The sequence below is a fragment of the Acinetobacter sp. ANC 4648 genome, from assembly GCF_002135345.1.
Taxonomy (GTDB): domain Bacteria; phylum Pseudomonadota; class Gammaproteobacteria; order Pseudomonadales; family Moraxellaceae; genus Acinetobacter.
This window is the reverse complement of record NZ_NEGI01000001.1, coordinates 84,751-109,128: the sequence shown is the minus strand read 5'-3', so window position 1 is coordinate 109,128 and position 24,378 is coordinate 84,751. Positions and strand designations below refer to the sequence as shown.

At 38.1% G+C, this 24,378-nt stretch carries 22 protein-coding genes and 1 tRNA gene; 15 read left to right on the top strand and 8 right to left on the bottom strand.

Features of this window, described 5'->3' with window-relative positions:
- The first annotated feature begins 6 nt into the window (after nt 1–6).
- The 7 genes from B9T27_RS00495 (at nt 7) to B9T27_RS00465 (ending at nt 6,348) form a co-directional block, all read left to right on the top strand.
- Nucleotides 7–1,302, top strand: a complete 1,296-nt coding sequence (locus tag B9T27_RS00495; protein WP_086204929.1) for an NAD(P)/FAD-dependent oxidoreductase — start codon at nt 7–9, stop codon at nt 1,300–1,302.
- Nucleotides 1,299–1,847, top strand: a complete 549-nt coding sequence (locus B9T27_RS00490) for a DUF3261 domain-containing protein (protein WP_086204928.1) — start codon at nt 1,299–1,301, stop codon at nt 1,845–1,847. The genes B9T27_RS00495 and B9T27_RS00490 overlap by 4 nt, the downstream gene beginning before the upstream one ends.
- Before the next feature lie 33 nt (nt 1,848–1,880).
- Nucleotides 1,881–3,071: a beta-ketoacyl-[acyl-carrier-protein] synthase family protein gene (locus tag B9T27_RS00485; protein WP_416224378.1), complete on the top strand. Its 1,191-nt coding sequence runs from the start codon at nt 1,881–1,883 to the stop codon at nt 3,069–3,071.
- Nucleotides 3,068–3,529 carry a 3-hydroxylacyl-ACP dehydratase gene (locus B9T27_RS00480; protein WP_086204926.1) on the top strand — a complete coding sequence of 154 codons (462 nt, stop codon included), beginning with the start codon at nt 3,068–3,070 and terminating at the stop codon, nt 3,527–3,529. The genes B9T27_RS00485 and B9T27_RS00480 overlap by 4 nt, the downstream gene beginning before the upstream one ends.
- A 9-nt stretch (nt 3,530–3,538) precedes the next feature.
- The gene (locus tag B9T27_RS00475) at nt 3,539–4,264 is read left to right on the top strand and encodes a 3-ketoacyl-ACP reductase FabG2 (protein ID WP_086204925.1); all 726 of its coding nucleotides are present in this window, start codon (nt 3,539–3,541) and stop codon (nt 4,262–4,264) included.
- Entirely contained in the window at nt 4,264–5,484 is a 1,221-nt protein-coding gene (locus B9T27_RS00470; RefSeq protein ID WP_086204924.1) for a beta-ketoacyl-ACP synthase, read from the top strand. The genes B9T27_RS00475 and B9T27_RS00470 overlap by 1 nt, the downstream gene beginning before the upstream one ends.
- Nucleotides 5,485–5,694: 210 nt before the next feature.
- Nucleotides 5,695–6,348 carry a 4'-phosphopantetheinyl transferase family protein gene (locus B9T27_RS00465; RefSeq protein ID WP_086204923.1) on the top strand — a complete coding sequence of 218 codons (654 nt, stop codon included), beginning with the start codon at nt 5,695–5,697 and terminating at the stop codon, nt 6,346–6,348.
- Between the two features lie 81 nt (nt 6,349–6,429).
- On the opposite strand, the gene secF is transcribed toward B9T27_RS00465, so the two are convergent.
- The 7 genes from secF to queA form a co-directional block, all read right to left on the bottom strand.
- On the bottom strand, nt 6,430–7,395 hold the full coding sequence (gene secF / locus B9T27_RS00460) for a protein translocase subunit SecF (protein WP_171263294.1): 966 nt from the start codon (nt 7,393–7,395) through the stop codon (nt 6,430–6,432).
- Between the two features lie 7 nt (nt 7,396–7,402).
- The gene (gene secD / locus B9T27_RS00455) at nt 7,403–9,304 is read right to left on the bottom strand and encodes a protein translocase subunit SecD (RefSeq protein WP_086204921.1); all 1,902 of its coding nucleotides are present in this window, start codon (nt 9,302–9,304) and stop codon (nt 7,403–7,405) included.
- Between the two features lie 54 nt (nt 9,305–9,358).
- Nucleotides 9,359–9,688, bottom strand: coding sequence for a preprotein translocase subunit YajC (gene yajC, locus B9T27_RS00450; RefSeq protein WP_086204920.1), 330 nt, complete (start codon nt 9,686–9,688; stop codon nt 9,359–9,361).
- A gap of 215 nt (nt 9,689–9,903) precedes the next feature.
- Nucleotides 9,904–11,034, bottom strand: coding sequence for a tRNA guanosine(34) transglycosylase Tgt (tgt, locus tag B9T27_RS00445; protein ID WP_086204919.1), 1,131 nt, complete (start codon nt 11,032–11,034; stop codon nt 9,904–9,906).
- 376 nt (nt 11,035–11,410) lie between these two features.
- A complete protein-coding gene (locus B9T27_RS00440; protein ID WP_086204918.1) occupies nt 11,411–11,977 on the bottom strand; it encodes a LemA family protein in 567 nt (188 codons plus the stop codon).
- A 19-nt stretch (nt 11,978–11,996) separates the two neighbouring features.
- Nucleotides 11,997–13,022, bottom strand: a complete 1,026-nt coding sequence (locus B9T27_RS00435; protein ID WP_086204917.1) for a hypothetical protein — start codon at nt 13,020–13,022, stop codon at nt 11,997–11,999.
- Nucleotides 13,023–13,308: 286 nt separating this feature from the next.
- Nucleotides 13,309–14,340 (bottom strand): tRNA preQ1(34) S-adenosylmethionine ribosyltransferase-isomerase QueA, encoded by a 1,032-nt coding sequence (gene queA, locus B9T27_RS00430; RefSeq protein ID WP_086205389.1) that lies wholly within the window; start codon nt 14,338–14,340, stop codon nt 13,309–13,311.
- Between the two features lie 179 nt (nt 14,341–14,519).
- On the opposite strand from queA, the gene B9T27_RS00425 reads away from it, so the two are divergent.
- From B9T27_RS00425 to B9T27_RS00400, 6 genes are all read left to right on the top strand, one after another.
- A tRNA-Leu gene (locus B9T27_RS00425) sits at nt 14,520–14,606 on the top strand.
- 316 nt (nt 14,607–14,922) lie between these two features.
- Nucleotides 14,923–16,182 carry a sensor histidine kinase gene (locus B9T27_RS00420; RefSeq protein ID WP_086204916.1) on the top strand — a complete coding sequence of 420 codons (1,260 nt, stop codon included), beginning with the start codon at nt 14,923–14,925 and terminating at the stop codon, nt 16,180–16,182.
- Between the two features lie 94 nt (nt 16,183–16,276).
- Entirely contained in the window at nt 16,277–19,027 is a 2,751-nt protein-coding gene (gene glnE, locus B9T27_RS00415) for a bifunctional [glutamate--ammonia ligase]-adenylyl-L-tyrosine phosphorylase/[glutamate--ammonia-ligase] adenylyltransferase (RefSeq protein ID WP_086204915.1), read from the top strand.
- A 26-nt stretch (nt 19,028–19,053) separates the two neighbouring features.
- Nucleotides 19,054–19,980, top strand: coding sequence for a branched-chain amino acid transaminase (locus B9T27_RS00410; protein WP_086204914.1), 927 nt, complete (start codon nt 19,054–19,056; stop codon nt 19,978–19,980).
- Between the two features lie 140 nt (nt 19,981–20,120).
- Nucleotides 20,121–20,741 (top strand): 2OG-Fe(II) oxygenase, encoded by a 621-nt coding sequence (locus tag B9T27_RS00405; protein WP_086204913.1) that lies wholly within the window; start codon nt 20,121–20,123, stop codon nt 20,739–20,741.
- Between the two features lie 6 nt (nt 20,742–20,747).
- Nucleotides 20,748–21,506 carry a glycosyltransferase gene (locus B9T27_RS00400; protein WP_086204912.1) on the top strand — a complete coding sequence of 253 codons (759 nt, stop codon included), beginning with the start codon at nt 20,748–20,750 and terminating at the stop codon, nt 21,504–21,506.
- 30 nt (nt 21,507–21,536) lie between these two features.
- Here the strand turns inward: B9T27_RS00400 and B9T27_RS00395 are convergent, their stop codons facing one another.
- Nucleotides 21,537–22,487: a PIG-L family deacetylase gene (locus B9T27_RS00395; RefSeq protein WP_086204911.1), complete on the bottom strand. Its 951-nt coding sequence runs from the start codon at nt 22,485–22,487 to the stop codon at nt 21,537–21,539.
- 140 nt (nt 22,488–22,627) lie between these two features.
- On the opposite strand from B9T27_RS00395, the gene B9T27_RS00390 reads away from it, so the two are divergent.
- Both B9T27_RS00390 and B9T27_RS00385 read left to right on the top strand, forming a co-directional pair.
- Nucleotides 22,628–23,617, top strand: a complete 990-nt coding sequence (locus tag B9T27_RS00390) for a Stealth CR1 domain-containing protein (RefSeq protein ID WP_086204910.1) — start codon at nt 22,628–22,630, stop codon at nt 23,615–23,617.
- Nucleotides 23,617–24,375 (top strand): glycosyltransferase family 25 protein, encoded by a 759-nt coding sequence (locus B9T27_RS00385; RefSeq protein ID WP_086205388.1) that lies wholly within the window; start codon nt 23,617–23,619, stop codon nt 24,373–24,375. Before B9T27_RS00390 ends, B9T27_RS00385 begins: the two co-directional genes overlap by 1 nt.
- Nucleotides 24,376–24,378 lie beyond the last annotated feature (3 nt).

The window sequence follows — 24,378 nt, the reverse complement described above, 5'->3', positions numbered from 1 at the left end:
ATAAAAATGAATTTACAGCATACAGATGTCATGATTATTGGGGCAGGGCCTTCTGGGAGTTCAGCCGCAGCCTTATTACGACAAAAAGGCTATGCAGTGACGATTATTGAAAAACAACATTTCCCACGATTTTCAATTGGTGAATCTTTATTACCACAATCGATGGTATTTTTAGAAGAAGCAGGCTTACTTGAAGCAGTTCGTGATCATGTAGAGGAATATGCATTTCAGTTTAAAAATGGCGCTGTATTTTTAAGAGGCAAGCAACGTAGTTTTTATGATTTTACTCAAAAGTTCACCGATGGGCCAGGAACAACTTGGCAAGTTCGCCGTGCTCATTTTGATCATTTATTAGCATCGGAAGCTGAAAATAAAGGTGCTGAGATTCGTTTTGGGCATGAAGTTATTGCGGTAGATGTTGCATCGACTCAGCCAGTTTTGACGGTAAAAAATGAAGCTGGTGAACAGTATCAAATTCAAGCTAAATTTTTACTAGATGCCAGTGGTTTTGGGCGAATTTTACCGAAATTTTTAGACTTAGAAAGTCCATCTGATTTTCCTGTGCGGCGTGCTATTTTTACCCATATTGAAGATGGAATTTTAGCTGATCCAGAATTTGATCGTGAAAAAATCTTGATTTCTGTACATGAAAAAGACCATCGAGCTTGGTATTGGTTAATTCCCTTTGCTGATGGCCGATCTTCTTTTGGTGTTGTTGCGGAACAGGACTTTTTTGATCACTATCAATTTGATGATACAAGTCCAGAAGCCTTATTAGCGACATTTAAACGGATTCTTGCTGATGAACCAAGTTTATCGCATGTATTAAGACAGATGAAGTTTGATACTCCAGTACGAACTTTGGTGGGTTATTCTGCCAATGTAAAGCAGCTTGCAGATCAAAATTTTGCTTTGTTGGGTAATGCGGGGGAGTTTCTTGATCCAGTATTTTCTTCTGGTGTGACCATTGCGTTAAAATCCTCGAGTTTAGCTGTTCCTCTGGTCGATCGCTCGATTCAGGGTGAAGCTGTTAATTGGATGGAAGAATATGAAAAACCGTTGCGTAAGGGAATTAAAGTTTTTCGTGCTTATGTGGAAGCATGGTATGAAGGTGAATTTCAAGATGTGGTATTTTCAAATAACCAAAATGATAAAATACGCAGAATGATTGCATCTCTTTTAGCCGGTTATGCATGGGATGATACAAATCCAATTCATCGTAATGCGAGACAACGTTTAAGTACTTTGGCGGAATATTGTCGTGAAGGAATCTCTCAGGAACATGTGGTAGAGATCGAATGATGCACTTAAGATGGGTGCAGATATGGCTAGGGATCATGATTGGATTAAATCTGAGTGGATGCCAAGCATTGCTACCTAAAGCCCAAGGTCTGGCTTCGTCACAATGGATGGTTCAATCCTACCAACGGCAAGATTTAGTTGAAGTACAGTGGCAACAGCATAGTTTTAGTTTTTTGTTATATCAACAACAGCAAGGGCGAAACTTAGATTTAGTTGCACTGAGTTTAACGGGTCAACAGTTGTTTAAACTCAAATTTGATGGTCAACAGGTGAAAGTTGAACAACGGATTGAGTCAATGCGGTTATTGCCTTTTGATTTTGTTGTCCGCGATGTTTTATTTGCGACCTATCCAAACTTTGCTAAATTGCATCATGATCAGGTGACTATTCAATATAATGGTGAAAAAAATAAAAGGATCCTGATCAATCAGCAATTAGTTTTACATATTCATTATCTTGCTGATTATATTGAACTTGAAAATATACAAGTGCCTTATCAAATGGTGTTTAGTGCTGTGCCCAATACTTTGGAAAATAATGAGTAGGATGCCATCATGATTAAAAAAATAGAGACAAGCATGATGATGCGACAAAATTCTGCGGTTGGAATTCAATTTTCAGTGGGGCTATCTGCATTGGGTTCTACGGTAGAACAGTTACAACAACAGCTTACTCAACATGAAACATGTTTAACTTTCACGAGTGGCTTGATTCCTGAGAAGAGTGTATGGGTTGGGGCATTTCAAGCTGACTTATTGGAGCAAGTGCCTAAATCATTACAGTATGTAGATAGTCGTAATTTACGTTTTGCATTGACTGCATTGCAAAAAATTGAGCAAGAGATTCAGTATTATGCACAACGTTTTGATCGCTCTCGCCTTGCTATTGTTTTGGGAACATCGACCTCAGGCATTGCAGACAATGAGCCGGTATTAGCTGAATATTTTAGCGGTCATATTGATGTAGATGTATCTCAACACAAGCAAGAAATGGGCTGTCTTGCCAAAGCGTTACAACAGTATTTAGGTTGGGAGGGTTTGGCTTATACTATTTCGACAGCATGTTCATCTGGCGCCAAAACATTTGCAGCAGGGCAGCGTTTAATTAATGCGGGACTTGCTGATGTGGTGTTAGTTGGTGGCGTAGACACCTTGTGTAAACTAACTTTAAATGGATTTAATAGCTTAGAAAGTTTATCCAATGGTATTTGTAGGCCATGTGGTCAGCAGCGAGATGGCATCAATATTGGTGAAGCCGCGGCTTTGTTTCTATTGTCCAAAGAAAATGCCGAGGTGATGTTACTTTCCACGGGTGAATCAATGGATGCATGGCATATTTCAGCACCGCATCCTGAGGGTCAAGGAGCTGCTCAGGCTATGCAACGAGCATTGACTCAAGCTGGGCTTAATCCAAGTGAAATTGGCTATTTGAATATGCATGGTACGGCAACCCCACAAAATGATGCGATGGAAGTTAAAGCCGTCCGCCAAGTTTTTACAGATTATCATGTGCCATTAAGCAGTACCAAGCATCAAACAGGGCATTGCTTAGGTGCGGCAGGTGCAATTGAAGCTTTTATTTGTACGCAAGTTTTAAAGGATCAAAGCTGGTTACCCTTACATCATCATGGTGTATGCGATGTTGAATTGGACGATCTTCATTATGTTGAAGATGCTCAATTAGATCAGCGGATTGACTACGTGATGTCAAATTCGTTTGCTTTTGGTGGTAGTAATATCAGCTTAATCTTTGGAACAAAAGTGAAATGACAATAAATACGAAAGTCAGTGCAACTGATTTTATTCCACATGAAAAACCAATGATTTTTATCGACCATGTACTTGAATTCGGGGATGACTTTGCAGTGGCTGAGTTATTAATTACACCTGAATTAATGTTTTGTGATGTTCAAGGTTTACCGACATGGGCCAGTATTGAGCTTATGGCACAAACCATCAGTTTATATGCTGGCTCAAAAGGTCAACAATTAGGACACACGCCTAAAATTGGTTTTTTGCTTGGTACACGTAAATTACATTTACCTATAGCATATTTTGAATGTGGAAAAACGGTTAAAATTACAGCTAGAAGACAATACTTACATGAAGGTTTGGGACAATTTTGTTGTGAAATTCAATATGAAGATCATACCATTCAAGCCATGCTCAGTGTTTATGAACCTGTCGAGTTGTCTGAATCAAAGCGTGTAAATATAGAAAATAATTAGGGTAATATTGTGACGAGAAGAATTTTAGTAACGGGTTCAAGCCGCGGAATTGGCAAAGCCATCGCCTTACAATTGGCGCAAGCTGGATTTGATATCACGGTGCATGCGCGTTCTAAACAGCGAGAAGCACAAGAGGTGGTTGAGCAGATTCAGGCTCTAGGTCAAAATAGTCATTATTTATTATGTGATGTGACAGACCGTGCGCTAACGCAACAGTTGCTAGAGCAGGACATTGCTGAACATGGTGCATTTTATGGCGTTGTCCTGAATGCAGGCATCACACATGATGCTGCTTTTCCTGCATTAACCGACCAAGATTGGGATGACGTCATTAGTACTTCATTAGATGGTTTTTATAATATTTTAAAACCGCTGGTCATGCCGATGATTCGTTTAAAAAAAGGAGGGCGAATCGTCACCATGTCTTCTGTGTCAGGCATTATGGGAAACCGAGGGCAAGTTAATTATAGTGCTGCTAAATCTGGATTGATTGGTGCGACCAAAGCACTTTCTTTAGAATTGGCAAAACGCAAAATCACCGTGAATTGTGTTGCACCTGGATTGATTGAAACAGAAATGGTTACCGATGAGGTGAAGGAACATGCGCTGAATATGATTCCAATGCAACGGATGGGGCATGTCGATGAAGTCGCAAGTCTGGTGAAATTTTTGTGCAGTGATGAAGCTAGTTATATAACCCGTCAGGTAATTTCTGTGAATGGAGGGCTGATTTAATGAAGCGTGTTGTGGTCACAGGAATGGCAGGCATTACGTCTTTGGGAGAAACGGCGGATGCTATCTTTACCCAATTCGAACAAGCTAAAAGTGGCATACGTTATATGCCAGAATGGGAGGTATTCACCGATTTAAGATGCAAGATTGCAGGGCCAGTAGAATCTTTTTATATCCCGAAGCACTTTAATCGGAAAGTAACTCGTGGGATGGGGCGAGTGGCATTAATGTCTGTAATTAGTGCAGAAAAAGCATTAACTGATGCTGGATTACTTCATGACCCTATTTTAGTCAACGGTGAAACTGGAGTCGCTTTTGGCTCATCTGCTGGTAGTGTTGATGCTGTGGCGGAATTCGGCAGTATGCTCTTAGAGCAGAATATGGGCAAAATGAATGCAACCACTTATATTCGAATGATGTCACATACCAGTGCTGTGAATATGACTGTATATTTTGGGTTGAAAGGGCTGACTTTACCGACCTCAAGTGCTTGTACCTCGGGATCAATGGCGATTGGTCAAGCCTATGAAGCGATTAAATATGGTAAACAGACTGTGATGCTTGCAGGAGGCGCAGAAGAATTGAGTGCTGCAGGTACGGCAGTATTTGATGTATTGCTGGCTACCAGTGGCATGAACCATCAGCCTGAAAAGTCGCCGCGTCCTTTTGATGCTAATCGTGATGGATTGGTCGTGGGCGAGGGTGCAGGTTGTTTAATTCTAGAAGAATATGAACATGCAAAAGCTCGTGGCGCAAAAATGTATGCTGAAATTATTGGTTATGGTAGCAATACCGATGGTCAGCATGTAACACGTCCAGACACTGAAATGATGGGGCGCTGTATGCAATTGGCGCTTAAAGATGCTGATATTTCGGCTGATGCGATTGATTATGTAAATGCGCATGGCACTTCAACTGATCAAGGTGATATTGCAGAAACACAAGCAACTGCACGAATATTAGGTAAAAAACCGATTAGCTCATTAAAGAGCTATTTTGGTCATACTTTAGGTGCGTGTGGTGCAATTGAAGCGTGGTTGTGTTTAGAAATGATGCATCGGAACAGTTTTATTCCCACGTTAAATTTAGAGACTATAGATCCACAATGTGGAGACTTGGACTATATCGTGGGCCAAATTCGATCGATCAATGCTGAAATATTCATGAGTAATAATTTTGCATTTGGTGGAATTAATACCTCGATCATTTTTAAACGGATCTAACTATAAAAATCGTGCATCAAAATGTTAATTAAACAATGCTGTGTGTGGTGGTTATAACATGATGTTGTGGAGGGTTCATTTTCGCCCAAGCAGCAGATGACATCCATCATTTTGCCTTTGAAGATGGATTACAACGAGTAGTTGAGGATGGAATTTTAGATGGTTTACTTAAGTTCTAAGTTTGATATTTAAGTGGGATAAATTGAATTAATGAAACAACGTACCATTCAAATTCATGTTCACACATTGACTCAATTTATATCCTTGGATCGCTCTAATTTTTTGGATTTCTCCAGATTCAATGCTTATAGAAAACAATGTATTGATCAACAACGTAATCAATATATAGCGACATTTTTTCATCAAGAAATCGCAACGCTAGATTTTGCTAAAACTGAGTATGGAAAGCCTTATTTAATTAACTTTCCAAAATATTCATTTAACCATTCTCATAGTCAAAAAAATTATGCGCTCGCATTGTCACAACAGATTCAAGATCTGGGTATCGATATTGAAGATTTAGATCGTAAAGTACGTTTTGAAGCTTTAGCAAAACATGCGTTTCATCCTAATGAGTATGAGACTTGGGAATCCTTAAATTTTGATCCTGTGCATTGGTTTAAAGTATGGACGACAAAGGAAGCCGTACTCAAAGCATCAGGTTTAGGTATTCGTTTAAGCTTGAATGAGCTAGATACTCAAGTGCATGCTCTAAGTGATGGTGGTATGTGTCAGCATCCTGATATTGGTACATTTGCTTATCAAAATTATCAGCTTGCACACAGCATGTTGACAATTGCTTGGAGAGCAGAGCAGTCCTGTAAAGGCTTTGCTTTTCCACAAATTAAAGTGATTCAGCATTAAAATATTTTTAGCATAGCGGTGTGTGAAAATAGTAAATATAAAAAAGCCCATCAGGTGATGGGCTTTTTTAGCTTTGAATGATTAAGGAATTTCTTGTTCATCAAACTCAGGTTTAACTTGTACGATAAAGTCCTGACGGTTTAGACCACGCCATAAAGCGAACGCAGTACCAATGTAGATAGATGAATACGTACCTACAAACACCCCAACAAACATCGCAACTGAGAACCAATGTAAGCCATCACCACCTAAGAACATCATTGCAAGAACCACAAGCAATAAGGTCATTGAGGTATGAATGGTACGTTTTAAGGTTTCAGTCAGTGCAATATTGACGATCTCTAAAGGTGTTGCACCACGAATTTTTCGGAAATTTTCACGGATACGATCTGATACCACGATATTATCGTTAAGTGAGAAACCGATTAAAGCCAAGACTGCCGCAAGAACGGTTAAGTCAAATGGCCATTGCATCATGGCAAAAATACCTAAAGTCACAATCACGTCATGTAGCAGTGAAAGTACCGCACCTACAGCCAATTTAAATTCGAAGCGGATCGTCACGTAAACTAGCATCAGTAACATCGCAAGTGCTACAGCACCCGCTGAACGAATGTAAAGTTCATTTCCGACTTGCCCACCAACAACATCGACTTTTTGTACGGTTGCCGTATTGTTTGGTAATTGGACTGCTTGGGTAATGGCGTTGCTTAAATCATCGACCTTGACATTATCTTGTGCTGGCATACGGACGATCAAGTCGCGGTCAGTACCAATGGTTTGCACCACGGGATCATGAAAGCCTGCTTTATCTAAAGCAGCGACAACCTCAGCAGATTTTACTGGTTTGCTGTAGTTTAGCTCAGCTGAAATACCACCAGTAAAGTCTAAACCGAGGTTGAGACCTTTAGTGGTAATAAAGAAAAGGCTCGCAATAGTCAAGATGATGGAAATGATTGCCGCAGGTTTGGCAATCTTCATAAAGTTAATTACGCGTTCATCATCTGGACGACCGTATTTTTTAGGTTGAGTCACTTCAGTCATCATCGATCTCCTAAATGCTCAACTTTTTCAAATTACGTTTTTTACCGTAAATGAGTTGGATGATGGCACGTGTTACAGTAATCGCTGTAAACATCGAGCATACAATACCAATCATCAGTGTTACGGCAAAGCCTTTGATTGGACCAGTACCAATCGCGAATAAAATGAATGCAACCAAGAAGGTGGTTAAGTTCGAGTCAAAAATTGTGTTATAGGCTCGATCATAACCGGCAATAATGGCCTGCTTAGGCGATGCACCCCAGCGGATTTCTTCTCGTATTCGTTCACAAATTAGCACGTTGGCATCGACGGCCATACCAATGGTAATTACGATACCTGCAATACCGGGTAGGGTGAGTGATGCGCCAATCCAAGACATGACTGTTAGAATCATGGCTAAGTTAATGACTAAGGCAAAATCTGCAATTAGACCAAATAAACGGAAGAACACAACCATCCACAGGGCCACAAGAATGAAACCAACTTGTGTTGAAAGCACACCTTTATCAATGTTTTCTTGTCCTAGACTCGGCCCAACTACACGCTCTTCGACAAAATACATTGGAGCAGCTAAAGCACCGGCACGAAGCATTAATGCAAGTTCAGCAGCTTCTTGCGGTGAACTCATTCCAGTAATACGGAATTGTGCACCCAGTACGGCTTGAATGTTTGGTGCGCTGAGCACAACAGATTCTGCATAAGGGGTACGTACTTCAGTTTGTACACCTGTCACAGGATCAGTCACGGTACTTACTTTTTGTTTATTTTCAATAAACAAAATCGCCATGCGTTTACCTACAGCATTGCGAGTTGCATCTGCCATCAGTTTTCCACCAGCACTATCCAAAGTAATATTAACTTCGGCACCACCAGAATCTTGACTGAATCCACTCGCTGCATTTTGAACACGTTCGCCAGTTAAAATACGATTACGGTTAAGCAGTATTTCTCGGCCACTATCTAGGGCTTGATAGGCGAAAGCTTCAGTACCTGGAGGTAGAGACTGTCCATTCAATTTACCTGTATAAGGATCAATATATTGATCATTTAAATCAGAAACTAAGCGGAATTCTAAGTTTGCAGTACGACCCAAAACACGTTTTGCTTCAGCCGTATCTTGTACACCCGGAAGTTCAACCACAATACGGTTGCTACCTTGGCTTTGTACGAGTGCTTCTGCTACACCTAACTCATTAATACGATTACGTAATGTGGTTAAGTTTTGATTTAATGCATAAGATTGAATTTCTTGCTTAGTCGCATCGCTATAGGTCAATTTCAGCGTAGAACCAGTATCTGTTGCAATCGCTTGTTGCGTATATTTGTTGCCATTACGACGTAAAAAATCCATCGCATTAGCACGGTCATCATTGTTTGCAAACTGTACAGTAATAGCATTGTTATTTAATGACAAACTATTAAATTTAATTTTATTGTCACGGAATTCACGACGTAAATCTGTCTCAGATGTTTCCATACGTTGCGCAATCGCTTTGTCCATATCTACTTCAAGTAAGAAATGAACACCACCACGTAAGTCCAAACCGAGCTTCATTGGTTTAGCACCAATTTTTTGCAACCACTCAGGTGTGGTTGGTGCAAGGTTGAGTGCAACAGTATAGTTTTCACCGAGTCCATCGGTTAAAGCAACTTTGGCTTTTAATTGAGCCTCTGATGAGTTTAAACGAAGGAGTGCGGCATTTTTGCTGAAAGTATTATCATGACTGCTAATATTTTCGTTTTTTAAAATTTGCTCTGCTTTTTGTATAACGCTCTGATCAATTACAGTACCAGCCTTGGCACCAGAAATTTGAACAGCAGGTTCATCAGGATACAAACTTGGCAGTGCGTATAATGTACTGATGATGAGAATAACCACAATCAGTATATATTTCCATGCTGGGTAACGCATTTGCTTTCTTCTTAAAATGAAAAAGTCGTGCTTAATAGCACGACTGTTTTATGATTAAAGGTTATTTAGTGTGCCTTCAGGCAATACTGAAATGACACTCGCACGCTGGATTTTAACTTCGTTACCACGATTTAGCTCAACCACTGCAAAATCACCTTCGATCTTGGTGATACGACCCATTAAGCCACCCGCAAATACAACTTCACTGCCTACGCCTAAGCTTTCCACTAAAGTGCGATGTTCTTTTGCACGTTTTGCTTGAGGACGCCAAATGAGGAAATAGAAGATTGCCACGAATACCGCGATCATTAAGATGTTCGCCATCATGCTTGGACCTTGTGCAGCCGCTGGTGCAGCGTGAGCAGAAGAAATAAAGAAGCTCATTTTAGTTTCCTAAAGTTAAATAACGGTTGTCTTTAGAGATAGTTACTACTTCAATATGGTTACGACTATAAATATTTCTAGTCAGTAACATCATTTATTTTGAAATATCAACAACCCCCTGACATTAAAATTGACTTGTTCTGCAATTTACATTGTCTTGAGTTTGAGCGCAAATGCTGATGAAGGAATATTCAATTCTGTTTTATATTTGAATATTAGTCTTCAGGGCAAGGTGGAACGTCTAAACCGCGACGCTGATAAAAATCGGTTACATAGTCATCAAAAGTACCGTTATCTAATGCATCACGGATATCTTGAGTAAAACGTTGGTAATAACGTAAATTATGGATCGTTCCCAACATTGAACCGAGCATTTCACCACATTTTTCTAAATGGAATAAATAAGCGCGAGAAAAGTTGCTACAAGTATAACAATCACAGTGTTGATCGAGTGGACGTTGATCATGACGATATTGTGCATTACGAATTCGGACTAAACCGTCTGTCACAAAATAATGACCATTACGTGCGTTACGCGTTGGCATAACGCAGTCAAACATATCGACACCACGACGAATGGCTTCGACAATATCTTCAGGTTTACCCACGCCCATCAAATAACGTGGTTTATCTGCTGGCATTTTTACTGGTAGATAATCCAAGACTTTGATCATTTCATCTTTTGGCTCACCGACAGATAAACCACCAATGGCGAAACCATCAAAATCGATTTCTTTTAGACCCTTAAGTGATTCTTCACGCAGATCTTCGTACATGCCGCCTTGGATAATACCAAACAAGGCATTTTTATTTTTTAATACATCATGGTGTTGGGCTTTACAGCGTTTTGCCCAACGTAATGAAAGCTGTAATGATTTTTGTGCTTCTTCATGCGTTGCTGGATAAGGCGTACATTCATCAAAAATCATCACGATATCTGAATTCAAGGTGTGTTGAATATCCATTGAAATTTCAGGAGACAAAAAGACTTTTGAGCCATCAATTGGAGAGCGAAAAGTCACGCCTTCTTCTTTGATTTTACGCATTGCACCTAAGCTAAAAACTTGGAAGCCGCCTGAATCTGTCAAAATGGGTTTATTCCACTTCATGAAACCGTGTAAGCCACCGTGTTCACGAATCACATCTAAACCAGGGCGTAAATACAGATGGAAAGTATTACCTAAAATGATTTGCGCTTTGATATCTTCAATATCACGTGGCAGCATGCCTTTAACGGTACCATAAGTACCAACGGGCATAAACACAGGCGTTTCAATCACACCGTGTTCTAAGGTTAAACGACCACGACGGGCACGGCCCGACTGAGCTAATTTCTCAAACTTCATAAAATATCCGAATCTGGCGAAAAAACAGTTCGCTGATGGTGTTGCAAAAGGAGTCTATTTTCCTAGATTCTGAGATGGGATGCTACAAAATTTACAATATTATTATGCTGAAGTATTTAGTGTATTTTGATGTAATTGAATAATTTATGCATGCCCAATTAATTTAATACGATGAATTATTCCCCTTTATCCAGTACACACTATTTTGCTGTATAGCTGCACAATAATTTTTTTATTTTTATTAAGTATTCATCTGGTTGCAGTTGAATGAGAAACAGCTTAATCGAGTAAGTTTCTCATTCATATTATCAGCAGACTGGGTATGTAATGCATTAATATACTTGCTTTTTAACGAATCTTCTTTATCAAAAATACTTTAAAAATTAGGTCGATAGTCGAAATTTTGTAGCGTAATTGAATCAGAAAATGGGCGAATCGATTTTTTTGCTAAAGTTACACTATTAATAATGTTATTAGGGAAAATTTGAATGATGTTATTAAATTCTTCAACATTTCGGTTGAAAATGGTAATCGCAGCACCGACATTTTCATTCTGCTCTTGAATATCATCCATCATTTTTGCATACAAAGTATCTGCTTTTAATTCAGGATAATTCTCAATCACGACATTTAGGCTACGCATCAGATCTTGGTTCAGTTTTTCAATATGTTGTAAATGTGAGACATCCGCATTATCGATATTTAAATTTAAAATTTGTTGGCGTAATTCGGTTACTTTTTCTAAGGTTGATTTTTCAAACTGGGTGTATTGCGATAATGTCTGTTCTAAAGCATCTAAAGTTTTCACTTTTTGACGTTCAAAATTGGCCACTTCAGCCCAAGAACGTTTGGTCGCATTAAAATAACGTACAATATTATTACGAATTGAAATTGCCCAAATCGCAGCGACGACAAAGATGCCAATAAAAATTAATAAACCCATGTTGCTTATTCCTTATTTGTTATGTGATTAAGTTTAGCATGCTCTGTTTAAATTGTTCATATTCAGGCAAGCTTAATGTGCGTAAATGTCCACGTAATAATGAAATATCTTTAATGTCTTGTTTCTTTTTAGATACGCGTAATAAATTTTGCTCACCAAGGTAGCAGAACATATTTTCTTCAAAATGATAGATCACATCACCTGAATAATGCTCAAAAAAGTCACTTAATTTTAAGGTTAAACTGGGGCTAATTGTTCGTGCGAGTTGATGTTGATCATAGCCAAAAATATGTAAACGCTGATTGGCTAAAATATCGCTGGTAAGCCAAGTTTGAGTATAAGGATAAATGAACTCATCATGCTGATTACTGGCAGCAAAGCCTAAAGCTGGCATTTGAAAGATAAAAACACCCCATTGATCTTTATGTACTTCTTTAATTTTTTGTTTGTCATTGTCTAATCCACGAATAGTCAGTTCATTAACATAGTGGTATTGAAACAGCATGACTTGGTGCTCTACTTCACCATCATGCCAAACTGTAGATGCAAACTGGGTGATTTCATTGGAAACATTACCTTGAGAAAATAAAGGGAAAGTTTGTTTCAATTTGCTGATGACCAATAATGAATTACTGGTGGCCGAAATATAGTCTGGCATTTTGTTAAAGTGCAAATCATAGCGGAGTAACAAGATGCGTTGTTCTAAATATTGAATAACCTCTGTAATAGGATCCTTGCTTTCATAAATCAGATAGGCAAGAAAACAACACAGAAAACCAGCTAGAAAACTTAAAGGATAGGGGAAAGATGGATGAATAAAGTAGCCGATAAAGCCAGTAAGAACACCCATAATAATTAGTAAGCGTGGAATAGTATTATAAAAAAACAAATCTTTGCTTGTACCCCAAGGGTGTAAGGCATCTAAAATGTCTTGTGCCGAAGTGGCTTGTCTACCGATATCCCAAAGGCGGGCGATATTTTCCATGACCTGTTTATTTTTTCTAGTTCTGAGATGCAGAAGCTGTTGCACGGTATCTATAGGCATGAAATTTGGATACGTTTCGGTAGAGATTAAAGAAGTGATTTGAGCAAGATTACTCAATCCGAATGTGCTTGATTATGCGCTAAAAATTAGCAGTAATAAAGTTGAGTATACTTATACGAACAATGATTTAGCCATACGATTTTTTATAGTTCATTGAGATGGTCGGATCATATAAAAAGTAGATAATGAGTGGTTTTGAACTCTCTTGTGTGAAATTTTAAAAATGTAATATGTATTTTGCAATGCAGAAAAGAGTTGGACTAAACCAACTCTTTTCTCTGACCTTTTAAATTCGATCAACCAACATGGCATCACCATAACTAAAGAAACGATATTGCTGTGCAATCGCATGCTGATAAGCGTTCAGAATATTATCTGGATTGGATAATGCAGAAACGAGCATTAATAAGGTTGATTCAGGTAAGTGGAAATTAGTGATCAAACGATCTACTACACAAAATTCATAACCTGGATAAATAAAGATTTGTGTATCACCTGACCATGCCCCAATTTTCCCAGCACAGGCTTGAGCGGCACTTTCTAAAGCACGCGTCGCAGTTGTACCGACAGCAATGACTTTATTGCCACGAGCTTGCGTTTCTTGAATAAGCTTGACTGTTGTTTCAGGAACATCACACCATTCACTATGCATAATATGATTGGCAATATCGGTGCTACGTACGGGTAAGAAAGTACCAGCACCGACATGTAAGGTCACAAAAGCTTTATTGATCCCTTTTTGTTCGAGTTGATTTAATAACTCTTGGTCGAAATGCAGACTCGCTGTAGGAGCGGCTACACTGGCTAATTTGGTCGGGTCATTAAATACAGTTTGATAACGAACTGAGTCTATTTCTTCTGCTTCACGATTGAAATAAGGCGGAATTGGAAGCTGACCATACTGGTCTAGAACGTGTAAAATTGGTTGCGAAAATTCGACTACGAATAGATTTTCATGGCGGCCTGTGACTATGACCTTCACTTCATCGGGGCCAATAAACAATTCCGCACCAGCTTTGGGTGAGTTACTGGCTTTAATATGACAATGTGCAATCGTTTGATTGAAAATACGTTCAACCAAAACTTCCACAGCACCACCAGTGGCACGTTTACCTTTAAGGCGAGCTTTCATTACTTTGGTGTCATTTAACACCATTAAGTCACCATCTTCGAACAGATCTAAAATATCTGTGAAATGAAGATCTTGATAGCTGCCATCGCTATTTAAATGAAGGAGGCGAGAAGCACTGCGAGTTTCTAAAGGATAACGGGCAATAAGTTCATCTGGGAGGTCAAAATTAAAGTCAGAAAGTTGCATCATGGAATACGATAAAATTGCGAAGTAAAAACTGTGCTTAGTATAGTCTTTTTTCAATTTCATGGCTGACTTTGATGTTTTATACATCAAAAAAATAATATGTGTTCTAAAAGTAATCAATTGCTTTAACTTGGCATTGACAACACGATCAAACAAGATATTATACGCACACAACCTCTCCCGAGGTGGTGAAATTGGTAGACGCGGCGGATTCAAAATCCGCTGTCAGAGATGACGTGTCGGTTCGAGTCCGACCCTCGGGACCAAATTCAGAATCATGAGATTCTATAAACCCTAAGCTTGTATAAACGGCTTAGGGTTTTTTAATGTCTAAAGAAAATTTCATAGTTTTAGATGATGAATTGAGGTATATCGATGAAAGTTAGGTTCAAATGATATTGTAAGCTCTAATCTGTTGTTAATATGATATTTAGTGTGAAATTTATGGAGCTTATTTTAATATAAATTTCTGCTTAATATTTCTTCTGCATTAAACGGTATTAATTTAAAAATATTATTGATATATTGGATTGTGTAAGTTTTGTAAAAATAAAAATACTCATCATAGCTAGAGAGGCGGGTATGAGGTTAGAACTCTTGGAGATTGGTCAAGCAGATCAGTTAAGTGCATGTAAATTATCTTTATTGCTTGGTGTTTTTACGCCTGATAATCGCATTGAAGGATTTTTAAAATGTGCACGAGGAATTCTGCAGGCAAAATATGCAATTTTAGCTTTTCATCATGAACCCTATATTTGGTATTCGTCTGATGATGGTTTTAAAGCTTTTCGAGCGAACAAAGAAGCTAACTTAACCCCTTATTTCATCGGTGAAACGGTACTTAATCGGCATCATGAAAATTACTCAGCTTTTTCACAACACATTCAAGATATCGGGATTGACCATGAGAGAATTGTTGCATTTGATTTAAAAATTAATGCAGGGCAGTCTATAGGTCAAGTCCTTTTGTTTGATAATCTGGATGAATTCTATAGCGATCAAAATCTTGACCTCGTACATGAATTTGCAATGAATATTATGGATGTTGTTGAGCTGCGTTTAGAATATGATGAATTAAAGGAATTATACGAACAACAATCCGCATTAAATGTAAGCAAGACTAAATTTTTTCAAATTATTGCGCATGATTTACGTGCACCTTTTCATGGCTTAATCGGTTTTTCTGAAGTTTTGGCAGAAGAGCGCGAGACGTTAGATGAATCTGAAATTCAAAATATTGCTGAATATTTACATGATACAACTCAATCAACTTATAACTTGTTAGAAAATCTGTTGAATTGGGCGATAGCTGAAGGTGGACGTTTTGTATATCACCCGATTCATTTTAAGTTAAAACAAGTCACTCAAATTGTTTACGGGGTATTGAATACGCTTGCAGTCAAAAAAAATATTGAATTAATTGAGGATATTTCTGACGAAATTGGTGTCTTTGCAGACATTAATATGATGACTTCTGTGATTCAAAACTTGGTGTCAAATGCCTTGAAATTCACCCATATTGATGGTTCTGGTAAGGTTTCTATTCGAGCGAGATCATTAGTGAAAGGGGTGGAAGTTATTATTCAGGATTCGGGTTTGGGGATGACCAAAACGCAAATAGATACAATTTTTGAACCGCATATTCAAGTGAGTTTTAAAGGAACATCGGGTGAAAAAGGTACAGGCTTGGGGCTAGTATTGTGTAAAAAATTCATTGATTTAAATCATGGAAAAATTACAGTGCACTCGAAAGAAGGTGAGGGGACGACATTTAAAGTACTGTTGCCAACAGCAGCAAAGCATAATTCTGTCTTGCAGGTTCCAGATTATTTACATCAATAACGATTTAAAATTAAAATAAAAATGAATTAATTTTTCTCAAATTAGTTTTCACCTGCTATAAATAAAACATAATTTAGACGGGTAGGCTTTTTCGATGAACGCTGAGCAATTGCAAAAAACTTTACGTGCAAGTCAGTATGCAGAGCAAGTATTAAGTTTACATCAAACTGTTTTAGAACAAGATTATGCAGTTGATCAATTTGCTAGCTCACTCTCAACGGAAAAGATTCAGCAGCTATTACAACAATCCTTATTGTCTATTCATGATGAAGCGACATGGATGCGTGTTATTCGTGTGTTGCGTGCTCGCTTAATGTTTCGTTGGATTTGGCAAGATGCCAACCAACAGACGGATGTAGTGACGTTAACGCGTGAACTCTCTGATTTTGCTGATGCTAGTATTATTGCAGCGAAAGATTTTGCACGTATTCCTTTAGTGGCTAAACATGGAGAGCCGCTCAGTTACTCAGGTAAAGTGCAAGACTTGATTGTAATTGCAATGGGGAAACTGGGTGCGCAAGAGTTGAATTTATCCAGTGATATTGACCTAATTTTTGCTTTTGATGAACAAGGTGAAAGTAATGGGCGTAAATCAATTGATGTACAGCAATTCTGTATCTTTTGGGGACAGAAGCTGATTTATTTGCTTGACCATATTACCGCAGATGGTTTTGTTTTTCGGGTCGATATGCGTTTGCGACCTTGGGGAGATGGTTCTGCACTAGCTATTAGTCACGTTGCACTAGAAAAATATCTAAGTCAGCATGGTCGCGAGTGGGAGCGTTATGCATGGATTAAGGCGCGCATTGTTTCTGGCGGTAAAGACGGTGCAGATTTGCTGGAGATGACTCGTCCTTTCGTTTTTCGTAAATATGTCGATTACACTGCATTCGAAGCAATGCGTGAAATGAAAGCCATGATTGAGCGTGAAGTGGCACGTCGTAATATTGCAGATGATATCAAGTTAGGTGCGGGTGGGATTCGAGAGGTTGAATTTATTGTCCAAGTTTTTCAGTTAATTTATGGCGGTTCAAAATTAGAATTACAAGATCGGCAATGTTTAGTTAGTTTGCAACATTTGGGTCAGGTGGGACTTTTGGAGCAAAAGGCTGTCTCTGATTTAGAGGATGCCTATTTATTTTTACGCCGTGTTGAACATGCAATTCAGGCATTAAATGATCACCAAACACAGTCACTTCCCTGTGAGCCAGATTTACAGTGTCGTATCAGTGAAACACTGGGTTTTGAGAGTTGGGATGCATTCATTGCATGTCTGAATCAAAAACGTGACAAAGTGATTTATCAGTTTGAGCACCTTATTAAAGAAAAAGGCTTAGATGCTACGGTTGAAAATTTTAGTCAGTTAGAGAAGCAACTGGATAAAGTTTTAGATGAAAAAGCTAAAAACTTGATTCATGAGTTTTGGTTTGGTCATACCATTAAAAAACTGCCCGCTAAGGCAGTGCAGCGTTTAAAAGAGTTTTGGCCACATTTAATTGAAGTTATTTTACAGTCTGACAAGCCACAAACAGCATTGCTGCGCTTAATGCCTTTAATTGAATCAGTCATGCGTCGGACTGTGTATTTAGTCATGTTGATTGAAAGTAAAGGTGCATTACAGCGGTTAGTAAAAATGGCGACAGTTAGTCCATGGATTTGTGAAGAGCTAACGCACTATCCAGTACTCCTTGATGAATTTTTATCGATGGATTTTGAATTACCAAAGCGTAAAGATTTAGAAGATTCATTACGGCAACAGTTACTGCGCATTGAAATAGATCAAGTTGAAGATCAGATGCGGGTTTTACGCTTATTTAAAAAGTCTAATGTTCTCACCGTGGCTGCGAGTGATGTATTGGCTGAAAGTCCATTGATGAAGGTTTCGGATGCCTTAACAGATATTGCTGAAGTATCTGTGAGTGCTACTTTAAATTTAGCTTATCAAACGGTGGCTAAAAAACATGGCTATCCCCTAGATACAGAAGGCAATAGATGTTCACTGGATCATCTTGCATTTGTAGTGATTGGTTACGGTAAAGTTGGTGGAATTGAGCTGGGCTATGGATCAGATTTAGATCTGGTGTTTATTCATTATATGGATGAGCAAGCAGATACCAATGGCCATAAAATTATTAGTGGTTTTGAGTTTGCTATGCGTGTTGCGCAAAAATTTATGTCATTGATGACCACCCAAACATTAGATGGACGGGTTTATGAAATTGATACACGCTTACGACCATCAGGTGAAGCTGGGCTTTTAGTCACTAGTTTGAAGGCATTTGAACAGTATCAAATGAAGAGTGCTTGGGTATGGGAGCATCAAGCTTTAGTACGAGCACGCTCAATTGCTGGTGAACAAACTTTACGAGATAAATTTGAACAATTACGTTGTCGTATTTTGACTTTACCGAGAGATGAACAGACCGTTCGTGCAGAAGTATTGAAAATGCGTCAGAAAATGAAAGATCATCTCGGGTCTTCTAAAGAGCAGAAAAAAGATGGAATTTTTCATTTAAAACAGGATGCAGGAGGTATCGTTGACATAGAATTTATGGCACAGTATGTCGTGTTAGCCTGGAGTGGGACGAATCAAGATCTCGCCCATTATTCCGACAATGTACGAATTTTAGAAGATGCTGCTAAAGCCGGTTACTTATCCAGTAACGATGTATCTGCTCTGATTCAAGCCTATCTTAGTGAACGAGCCGAGAGCCATCGCTTAGCCCTTGCAAACCACAGTATGCAAGTCAGTGCAGCAGATTGGCGCGATACCCGAGAGGTTGTTTGCAAGTTATGGCAAAGATTAATTGATCCAACTGCTGTGTTCGCGTTGGAAAGTGAATAATTGTATAAAAATTTGGAGTGTGTGCCATGAACTTGGCTGATCGTGATGGTTTTATTTGGCAAGATGGACAAATGGTTGACTGGCGTGAGGCGAAAACTCACGTATTAACGCATACTTTACATTACAGTATGGGAGTCTTTGAAGGTGTCCGTGCTTATGAAACGCCAAATGGTACTGCGATTTTCCGTCTCCAAGATCATACTAAACGTTTGCTAAATTCTGCAAAAATTTATCAAATGAAAGTTCCATTTGATCAAAAGACTTTAGAACAAGCTCAAGTTGATGTAGTGCGTGAAAATAAATTAGCTTCTTGCTATTTGCGTCCCATTATCTTTATTGGTTCAGAAAAATTAGGTATTGCTGCGACAGATAATACTATTCATGCCACTGTAGCAGCATGGAGTTGGGGTGCTTATCTTGGCGAAGAAGCAATGACCAAAGGGATTCGTGTAAAAACTTCTTCTTTCACACACCATCATCCAAACGTGACGATGTGTAAAGCGAAAGCATCTGGTAATTACACCTTATCTATTTTGGCACATCAAGAAGTTGCACATTCGGGTTATGATGAAGCAATGCTGATGGACCCGCAGGGATATGTATGCCAAGGTTCTGGCGAAAACGTGTTCTTAGTCCGAGATGGCGTAATTCATACACCAGATGTTTCGGGCGGTGCTTTAGACGGCATTACTCGTCAAACGGTTATTACGATTGCCAAAGATTTGGGTTATGAAGTGATTGAACGTCGTATTACACGTGATGAGTTCTATATTGGTGATGAAGCATTCTTTACAGGAACTGCTGCTGAAGTGACACCAATCCGTGAATATGATGACCGTGAAATTGGTAGTGGTACACGTGGACCAATCACTGAAAAAATTCAGAAAGCTTACTTTGATGCTGTTCAAGGTAAAGATCCAAAATATGCACACTGGTTGACTTACATCAAATAAATTGATTGGTTTAGATTAAAGGCGAAACGAATGTTTCGCCTTTTTTTATATGAAGATGAGCGTTGTTTGGTGACTTTGTAATGCAAATAATTTGTTGTACTATAATTGTCTTAACTTTATCATGCCGGTAAATTATAACGATGACCCATATTTTAAAATTAGATGCTTTAAAAGCGGCGAATGTTTCTACTTCACCATATCCATATTTTGTTGTGGAAAATGCTTTGGAAAGCACAGAGGTTCAATCTGTCATTCAGGATTTTCCCAAAATTGAACAAGGTGGTAGTTATAATATTGAAGACGTTGAAATTAAACCTAATTTTGATCGTTTTTTGAAGTCATTGGATTGTAAAGAATTTCGTCAAATTTTGACTGAAAAATTTGACGTAGATGTTATGGAACATCCAATGATGATTACCTTACGTGGTTATTCTCGTCAAAAAGATGGTCGTATTCACTCTGATTCTAAAACAAAATTATTGACCATTTTGATTTATTTAAATGAGTCTTGGGATGCACCAACTGGTCGTTTACGCATCTTAAATGATGAAAAAAATATGGACAACTATGTGGACGAAATTAATGCAGGTCCAGGTACATTAGTTGCATTTAAGGTTGTTGATCATGGCTGGCATGGCTATGTTCCGTATGAAGGGCAACGTCAATCTATTCAAATTAACTTTTTGACGAGTGATAAAGCCAACGCCAAGCATCGTTTCGTTCATGGCTTGAGTGCTAAACTGAAAAAAATATTTGGATAGTATGAAATGTTAAATAGTCAGCAAGATTCATCAGAAGCTTCAGAAGATAATATTATTATCTGTATGAAGTGGGGCACTAAATACGGTGCTGAATACGTTAATCGTCTTTATAATATGGTTAGTCGTCATCTAACTTTACCTTTTAAAATGGTTTGTCTAACTGACCGTACAGAAGGTATTGATCCGAATGTGCAGTGCTTTCCTATACCGTCGCTAGATTTGCCCAAAGGTGCACCTGAGCGTGGTTGGAATAAACTCTCAACTTTTGAGCCTGATCTTTATGGCCTAAAAGGTAATGCACTGTTCCTTGATTTAGATGTTGTTATTATTGATAATATTGATGATTTTTTTACATATCCAGGTGAATTTCTTGTAATTCACGATTGGAAACGCCCGTGGCGTGTGACAGGAAATAGTTCTGTTTATCGTTTTAAACTGGGTTCTTTTCCTGAAATTTTGCCGTATTTCCGTGAAAATTTTGATGAAATTAGTCATAAATTTAGAAATGAGCAAGAATATCTGTCTTGGTATGTCGATCAGCAAAAAAAACTGAGTTATTGGCCAAAAGACTGGTGTAAAAGTTATAAATATCATTGCTTACAGAAAATTCCATTGGCTTACTTTAAGCCACCAGTAAAACCTAAAGATGCGAAAATCATCATTTTCCATGGTGAGATTAATCCACCTGAAGCCATTAGTGGTGGTGGCGGAAAATGGTATCGTTATGTTCTACCTTCAGATTGGATTAAAGATGCATGGCAGTAGGGGATGTTATCCTAAAATAATACTCGACTCTCACTGAGCGTTTGGCTGCCATAATTTTTTTAGACGATCAATTTCAATAGTATCCTGATCGGGAATGATACTAAAACTCGGATATTCCTTGCCCACCCATTGCATGTGATGTGGGTCATCATTCCGTTTATAACCATAATACTCAAGTACATCGCCCATTAGTTTCCATGTGGCAAAACTATTGTCCCGATCTTGCCCTTCAAGGTTAATGGGCTTGTTGTGAGTAGAGTAGGTTAAATACCCAGTCATACTTTTATGTGGAATCTGTAATTCTTTTAAAATATTAATTAAAATTAATGATGTGGCTTGGTGGTCTTTATGATCTTCTGGGTTACGCTTATCATCACAATCCATAATAAAAAAGTCGGCGTATTCAGCCTGACCACTTTCAGTTTTTAGAAGCTCTAATAGGGTTTGTTGTAGTGTTTCTAAGGTATAAGCTTGATGATGGGTTAAATCAGTAATGGTTGAGCTTTGTTGTTGAACAATCTGAGCTAGAGATGTTGTTTTATCGGCATCTGTCAGGCGGAAATTGTATAAGCAGATTTTATCACCCATACTAATTTTAGTAATATATTTCTGATTGACTTGAATTTCTTGCTCAAATACAGCATCTCGATGTTGATTCCAAGATGAAATAGCCGCAGTATGTGAACGTTCGCGTGCTTGCCACCATGTAATTTTTCGTAATGGTTTTTTTCTATTTTTGCGGTTGGCATCTCCTGCACTTAATACAATAAAGATGATCCGATCTACACTATTATGTTGTATTTGGTATTGCGCTTCTTTACCCATAAACAGTTCAATATCGTCAGCATGTGCAACAATAAAAAAAGAAATACGTTTGATATCAGCTGTTTTTAATATTGGCTCAATTGTGGTGCTTGGAAAAAATACTTGAGGACGGTAGTTGAAAAAAAACCGTAAAAGTACGATTAAAAATTTTTGCATTATTAACCTATGTTTCCGACAAAGTTGCACAGATATTTTAATTGATTTTACGATATATGAAAGAAGAAAAATATAACCATGATCTGTTAAGATGGCATATTAATTTCAGTTAAATTAATTTCAAATGTTAGAGCAGCGTTATGCAAAAGACTCCATCTGTTGATATTGTCATTACTTGGGTAGATGGTAATGACCCTGAACTGAGTAAAAAGCGTCAGAAATATATGGCCAACACGGTTGCTCGTGATGCTGGAAGTGCAACCCGCTTTGCAAATAATGATGAAATTTATTTCTGTATTGCATCTGTTTTAAAATATATGCCTTATTGTGGAACAATTTATATTGTGACCGATAATCAGCAGCCAGAATGGTTAGAACAGTTTACTGCACAGCATATTTGTGCAAAAGATAAAATTAAAGTGATTGATCATCGTACGTTATTCTTAGGTTATGAAAATAATTTGCCGACATTTAACTCGCTCAGCATAGAGACGATGTTGTGGAATATTCCTGGCTTGGCTGATCGTTTTATTTATTTAAATGATGATGTTTTTATTAACTCAACTTCACAAATTTCGGATTGTTTCATTGATGATAAAGTTATCATTTATGGTCAGTGGAAAAGTAATTTTCTGATTAAAATAAAATATCTTTTTCGAAAATTTTTGTATGAAAAGATGGGTAAGCAACAACAACCTAAATTTACCACTGCACAGATGTTGAGTGCAGATATGATTGGATTGAAGCGTTACTATGCATTACATCATCGTCCTCACTTTATGAAGACAGAAGTATTGCAAGATTATTTCAAGCAATATCCAGATGTTTTATTGCAGCAAATTCGTTTTAAGTTTAGGTATTTTGAGCAGTTTTTACCGGTGGGTTTGGCAAATCATCTGAGTATTCAACAAAATAAAGCCATACTCAAACCCGATGAACAGGTTGCATATGTAAAGCCGAGTGATGATATTACTGAATTTTTAACTGCATTAAAGAATGATGCAATTAAATATGGTTGTATCCAAAGTTTGGATTTGATGACTGAATCAAAACAAGCCTTGATTCGCAATGCAATGATAGATAAGTTTGGCGAATTTTTGCCGAAAGAATTGAAGAGTAAAGTCGCATGATGAAAGTAGAAACCTACCTGATTAATTTAGATGGCAGCGATGAACGCTTAAAAAGTGCGACTGAACAATTGAACTCTGAACAAGTGCCTTTTACGCGTTTTGCTGCTGTAGATGGTCGTGGAAAACCTTTATCGAGTTTTGAAAATTATAACGATCAAAAAGCCATAGAGATAATGGGCCGGAGTTTAATTAGCTCTGAACTTGGATGTTATTTAAGTCATATAGGGTGTTTAAAGAAATTTTTAAGCACAGATTCAGATTATCTGATCGTGGTTGAAGATGATATTCGTCTTTTAGATGGCTTTAAAGTGACAGTAGATGCAATGCTTGAATGGTTATATCAAAATCCTGATGTTGATTGGTATGCGATGAATTTAGGCGCTAAAAAAAATAAAATGTCTAAAAAACTATTTCATTTTGAAGGGCGAGACTTGGTACGTGCTTATTATTATCCGATACGTTTTATTGGGATGATTTGGTCAAGAAAGGGTGCTGAAGCATTCTTAGAACATGCTAAGGAAATGTACATGCCAGTGGATAATTTAGCTCAATCGTGGCTTTCTCAGAATGGTAAAGGCTTATCTGTATGGCCTGCTGTGGTTAAGCCTAATGGTTTGGATAGCGATATTGATGGTGCTGCTGCAACCGATAGTATCCGACGCAATGACCAATCTGGCCGTCAACTTTCATATGGTTTAAAAAAGCAAAAGCGTATGTGGCGTGATCGTTTTTATGCTGTTAGGAATATGATTCTTTGATGG

Coding starts and splice junctions, on each gene's coding strand:
- B9T27_RS00495 (WP_086204929.1), top strand. CDS start 7: ATGAATTTACAGCATACAGATGTCATGATTATTGGGGCAGGGCCTTCT.
- B9T27_RS00490 (WP_086204928.1), top strand. CDS start 1,299: ATGATGCACTTAAGATGGGTGCAGATATGGCTAGGGATCATGATTGGA.
- B9T27_RS00485 (WP_416224378.1), top strand. CDS start 1,881: ATGATGATGCGACAAAATTCTGCGGTTGGAATTCAATTTTCAGTGGGG.
- B9T27_RS00480 (WP_086204926.1), top strand. CDS start 3,068: ATGACAATAAATACGAAAGTCAGTGCAACTGATTTTATTCCACATGAA.
- B9T27_RS00470 (WP_086204924.1), top strand. CDS start 4,264: ATGAAGCGTGTTGTGGTCACAGGAATGGCAGGCATTACGTCTTTGGGA.
- B9T27_RS00465 (WP_086204923.1), top strand. CDS start 5,695: ATGAAACAACGTACCATTCAAATTCATGTTCACACATTGACTCAATTT.
- secF (WP_171263294.1), bottom strand. CDS start 7,395: ATGATGACTGAAGTGACTCAACCTAAAAAATACGGTCGTCCAGATGAT.
- secD (WP_086204921.1), bottom strand. CDS start 9,304: ATGCGTTACCCAGCATGGAAATATATACTGATTGTGGTTATTCTCATC.
- yajC (WP_086204920.1), bottom strand. CDS start 9,688: ATGAGCTTCTTTATTTCTTCTGCTCACGCTGCACCAGCGGCTGCACAA.
- tgt (WP_086204919.1), bottom strand. CDS start 11,034: ATGAAGTTTGAGAAATTAGCTCAGTCGGGCCGTGCCCGTCGTGGTCGT.
- B9T27_RS00440 (WP_086204918.1), bottom strand. CDS start 11,977: ATGGGTTTATTAATTTTTATTGGCATCTTTGTCGTCGCTGCGATTTGG.
- B9T27_RS00435 (WP_086204917.1), bottom strand. CDS start 13,022: ATGCCTATAGATACCGTGCAACAGCTTCTGCATCTCAGAACTAGAAAA.
- queA (WP_086205389.1), bottom strand. CDS start 14,340: ATGCAACTTTCTGACTTTAATTTTGACCTCCCAGATGAACTTATTGCC.
- B9T27_RS00420 (WP_086204916.1), top strand. CDS start 14,923: ATGAGGTTAGAACTCTTGGAGATTGGTCAAGCAGATCAGTTAAGTGCA.
- glnE (WP_086204915.1), top strand. CDS start 16,277: ATGAACGCTGAGCAATTGCAAAAAACTTTACGTGCAAGTCAGTATGCA.
- B9T27_RS00410 (WP_086204914.1), top strand. CDS start 19,054: ATGAACTTGGCTGATCGTGATGGTTTTATTTGGCAAGATGGACAAATG.
- B9T27_RS00405 (WP_086204913.1), top strand. CDS start 20,121: ATGACCCATATTTTAAAATTAGATGCTTTAAAAGCGGCGAATGTTTCT.
- B9T27_RS00400 (WP_086204912.1), top strand. CDS start 20,748: ATGTTAAATAGTCAGCAAGATTCATCAGAAGCTTCAGAAGATAATATT.
- B9T27_RS00395 (WP_086204911.1), bottom strand. CDS start 22,487: ATGCAAAAATTTTTAATCGTACTTTTACGGTTTTTTTTCAACTACCGT.
- B9T27_RS00390 (WP_086204910.1), top strand. CDS start 22,628: ATGCAAAAGACTCCATCTGTTGATATTGTCATTACTTGGGTAGATGGT.
- B9T27_RS00385 (WP_086205388.1), top strand. CDS start 23,617: ATGAAAGTAGAAACCTACCTGATTAATTTAGATGGCAGCGATGAACGC.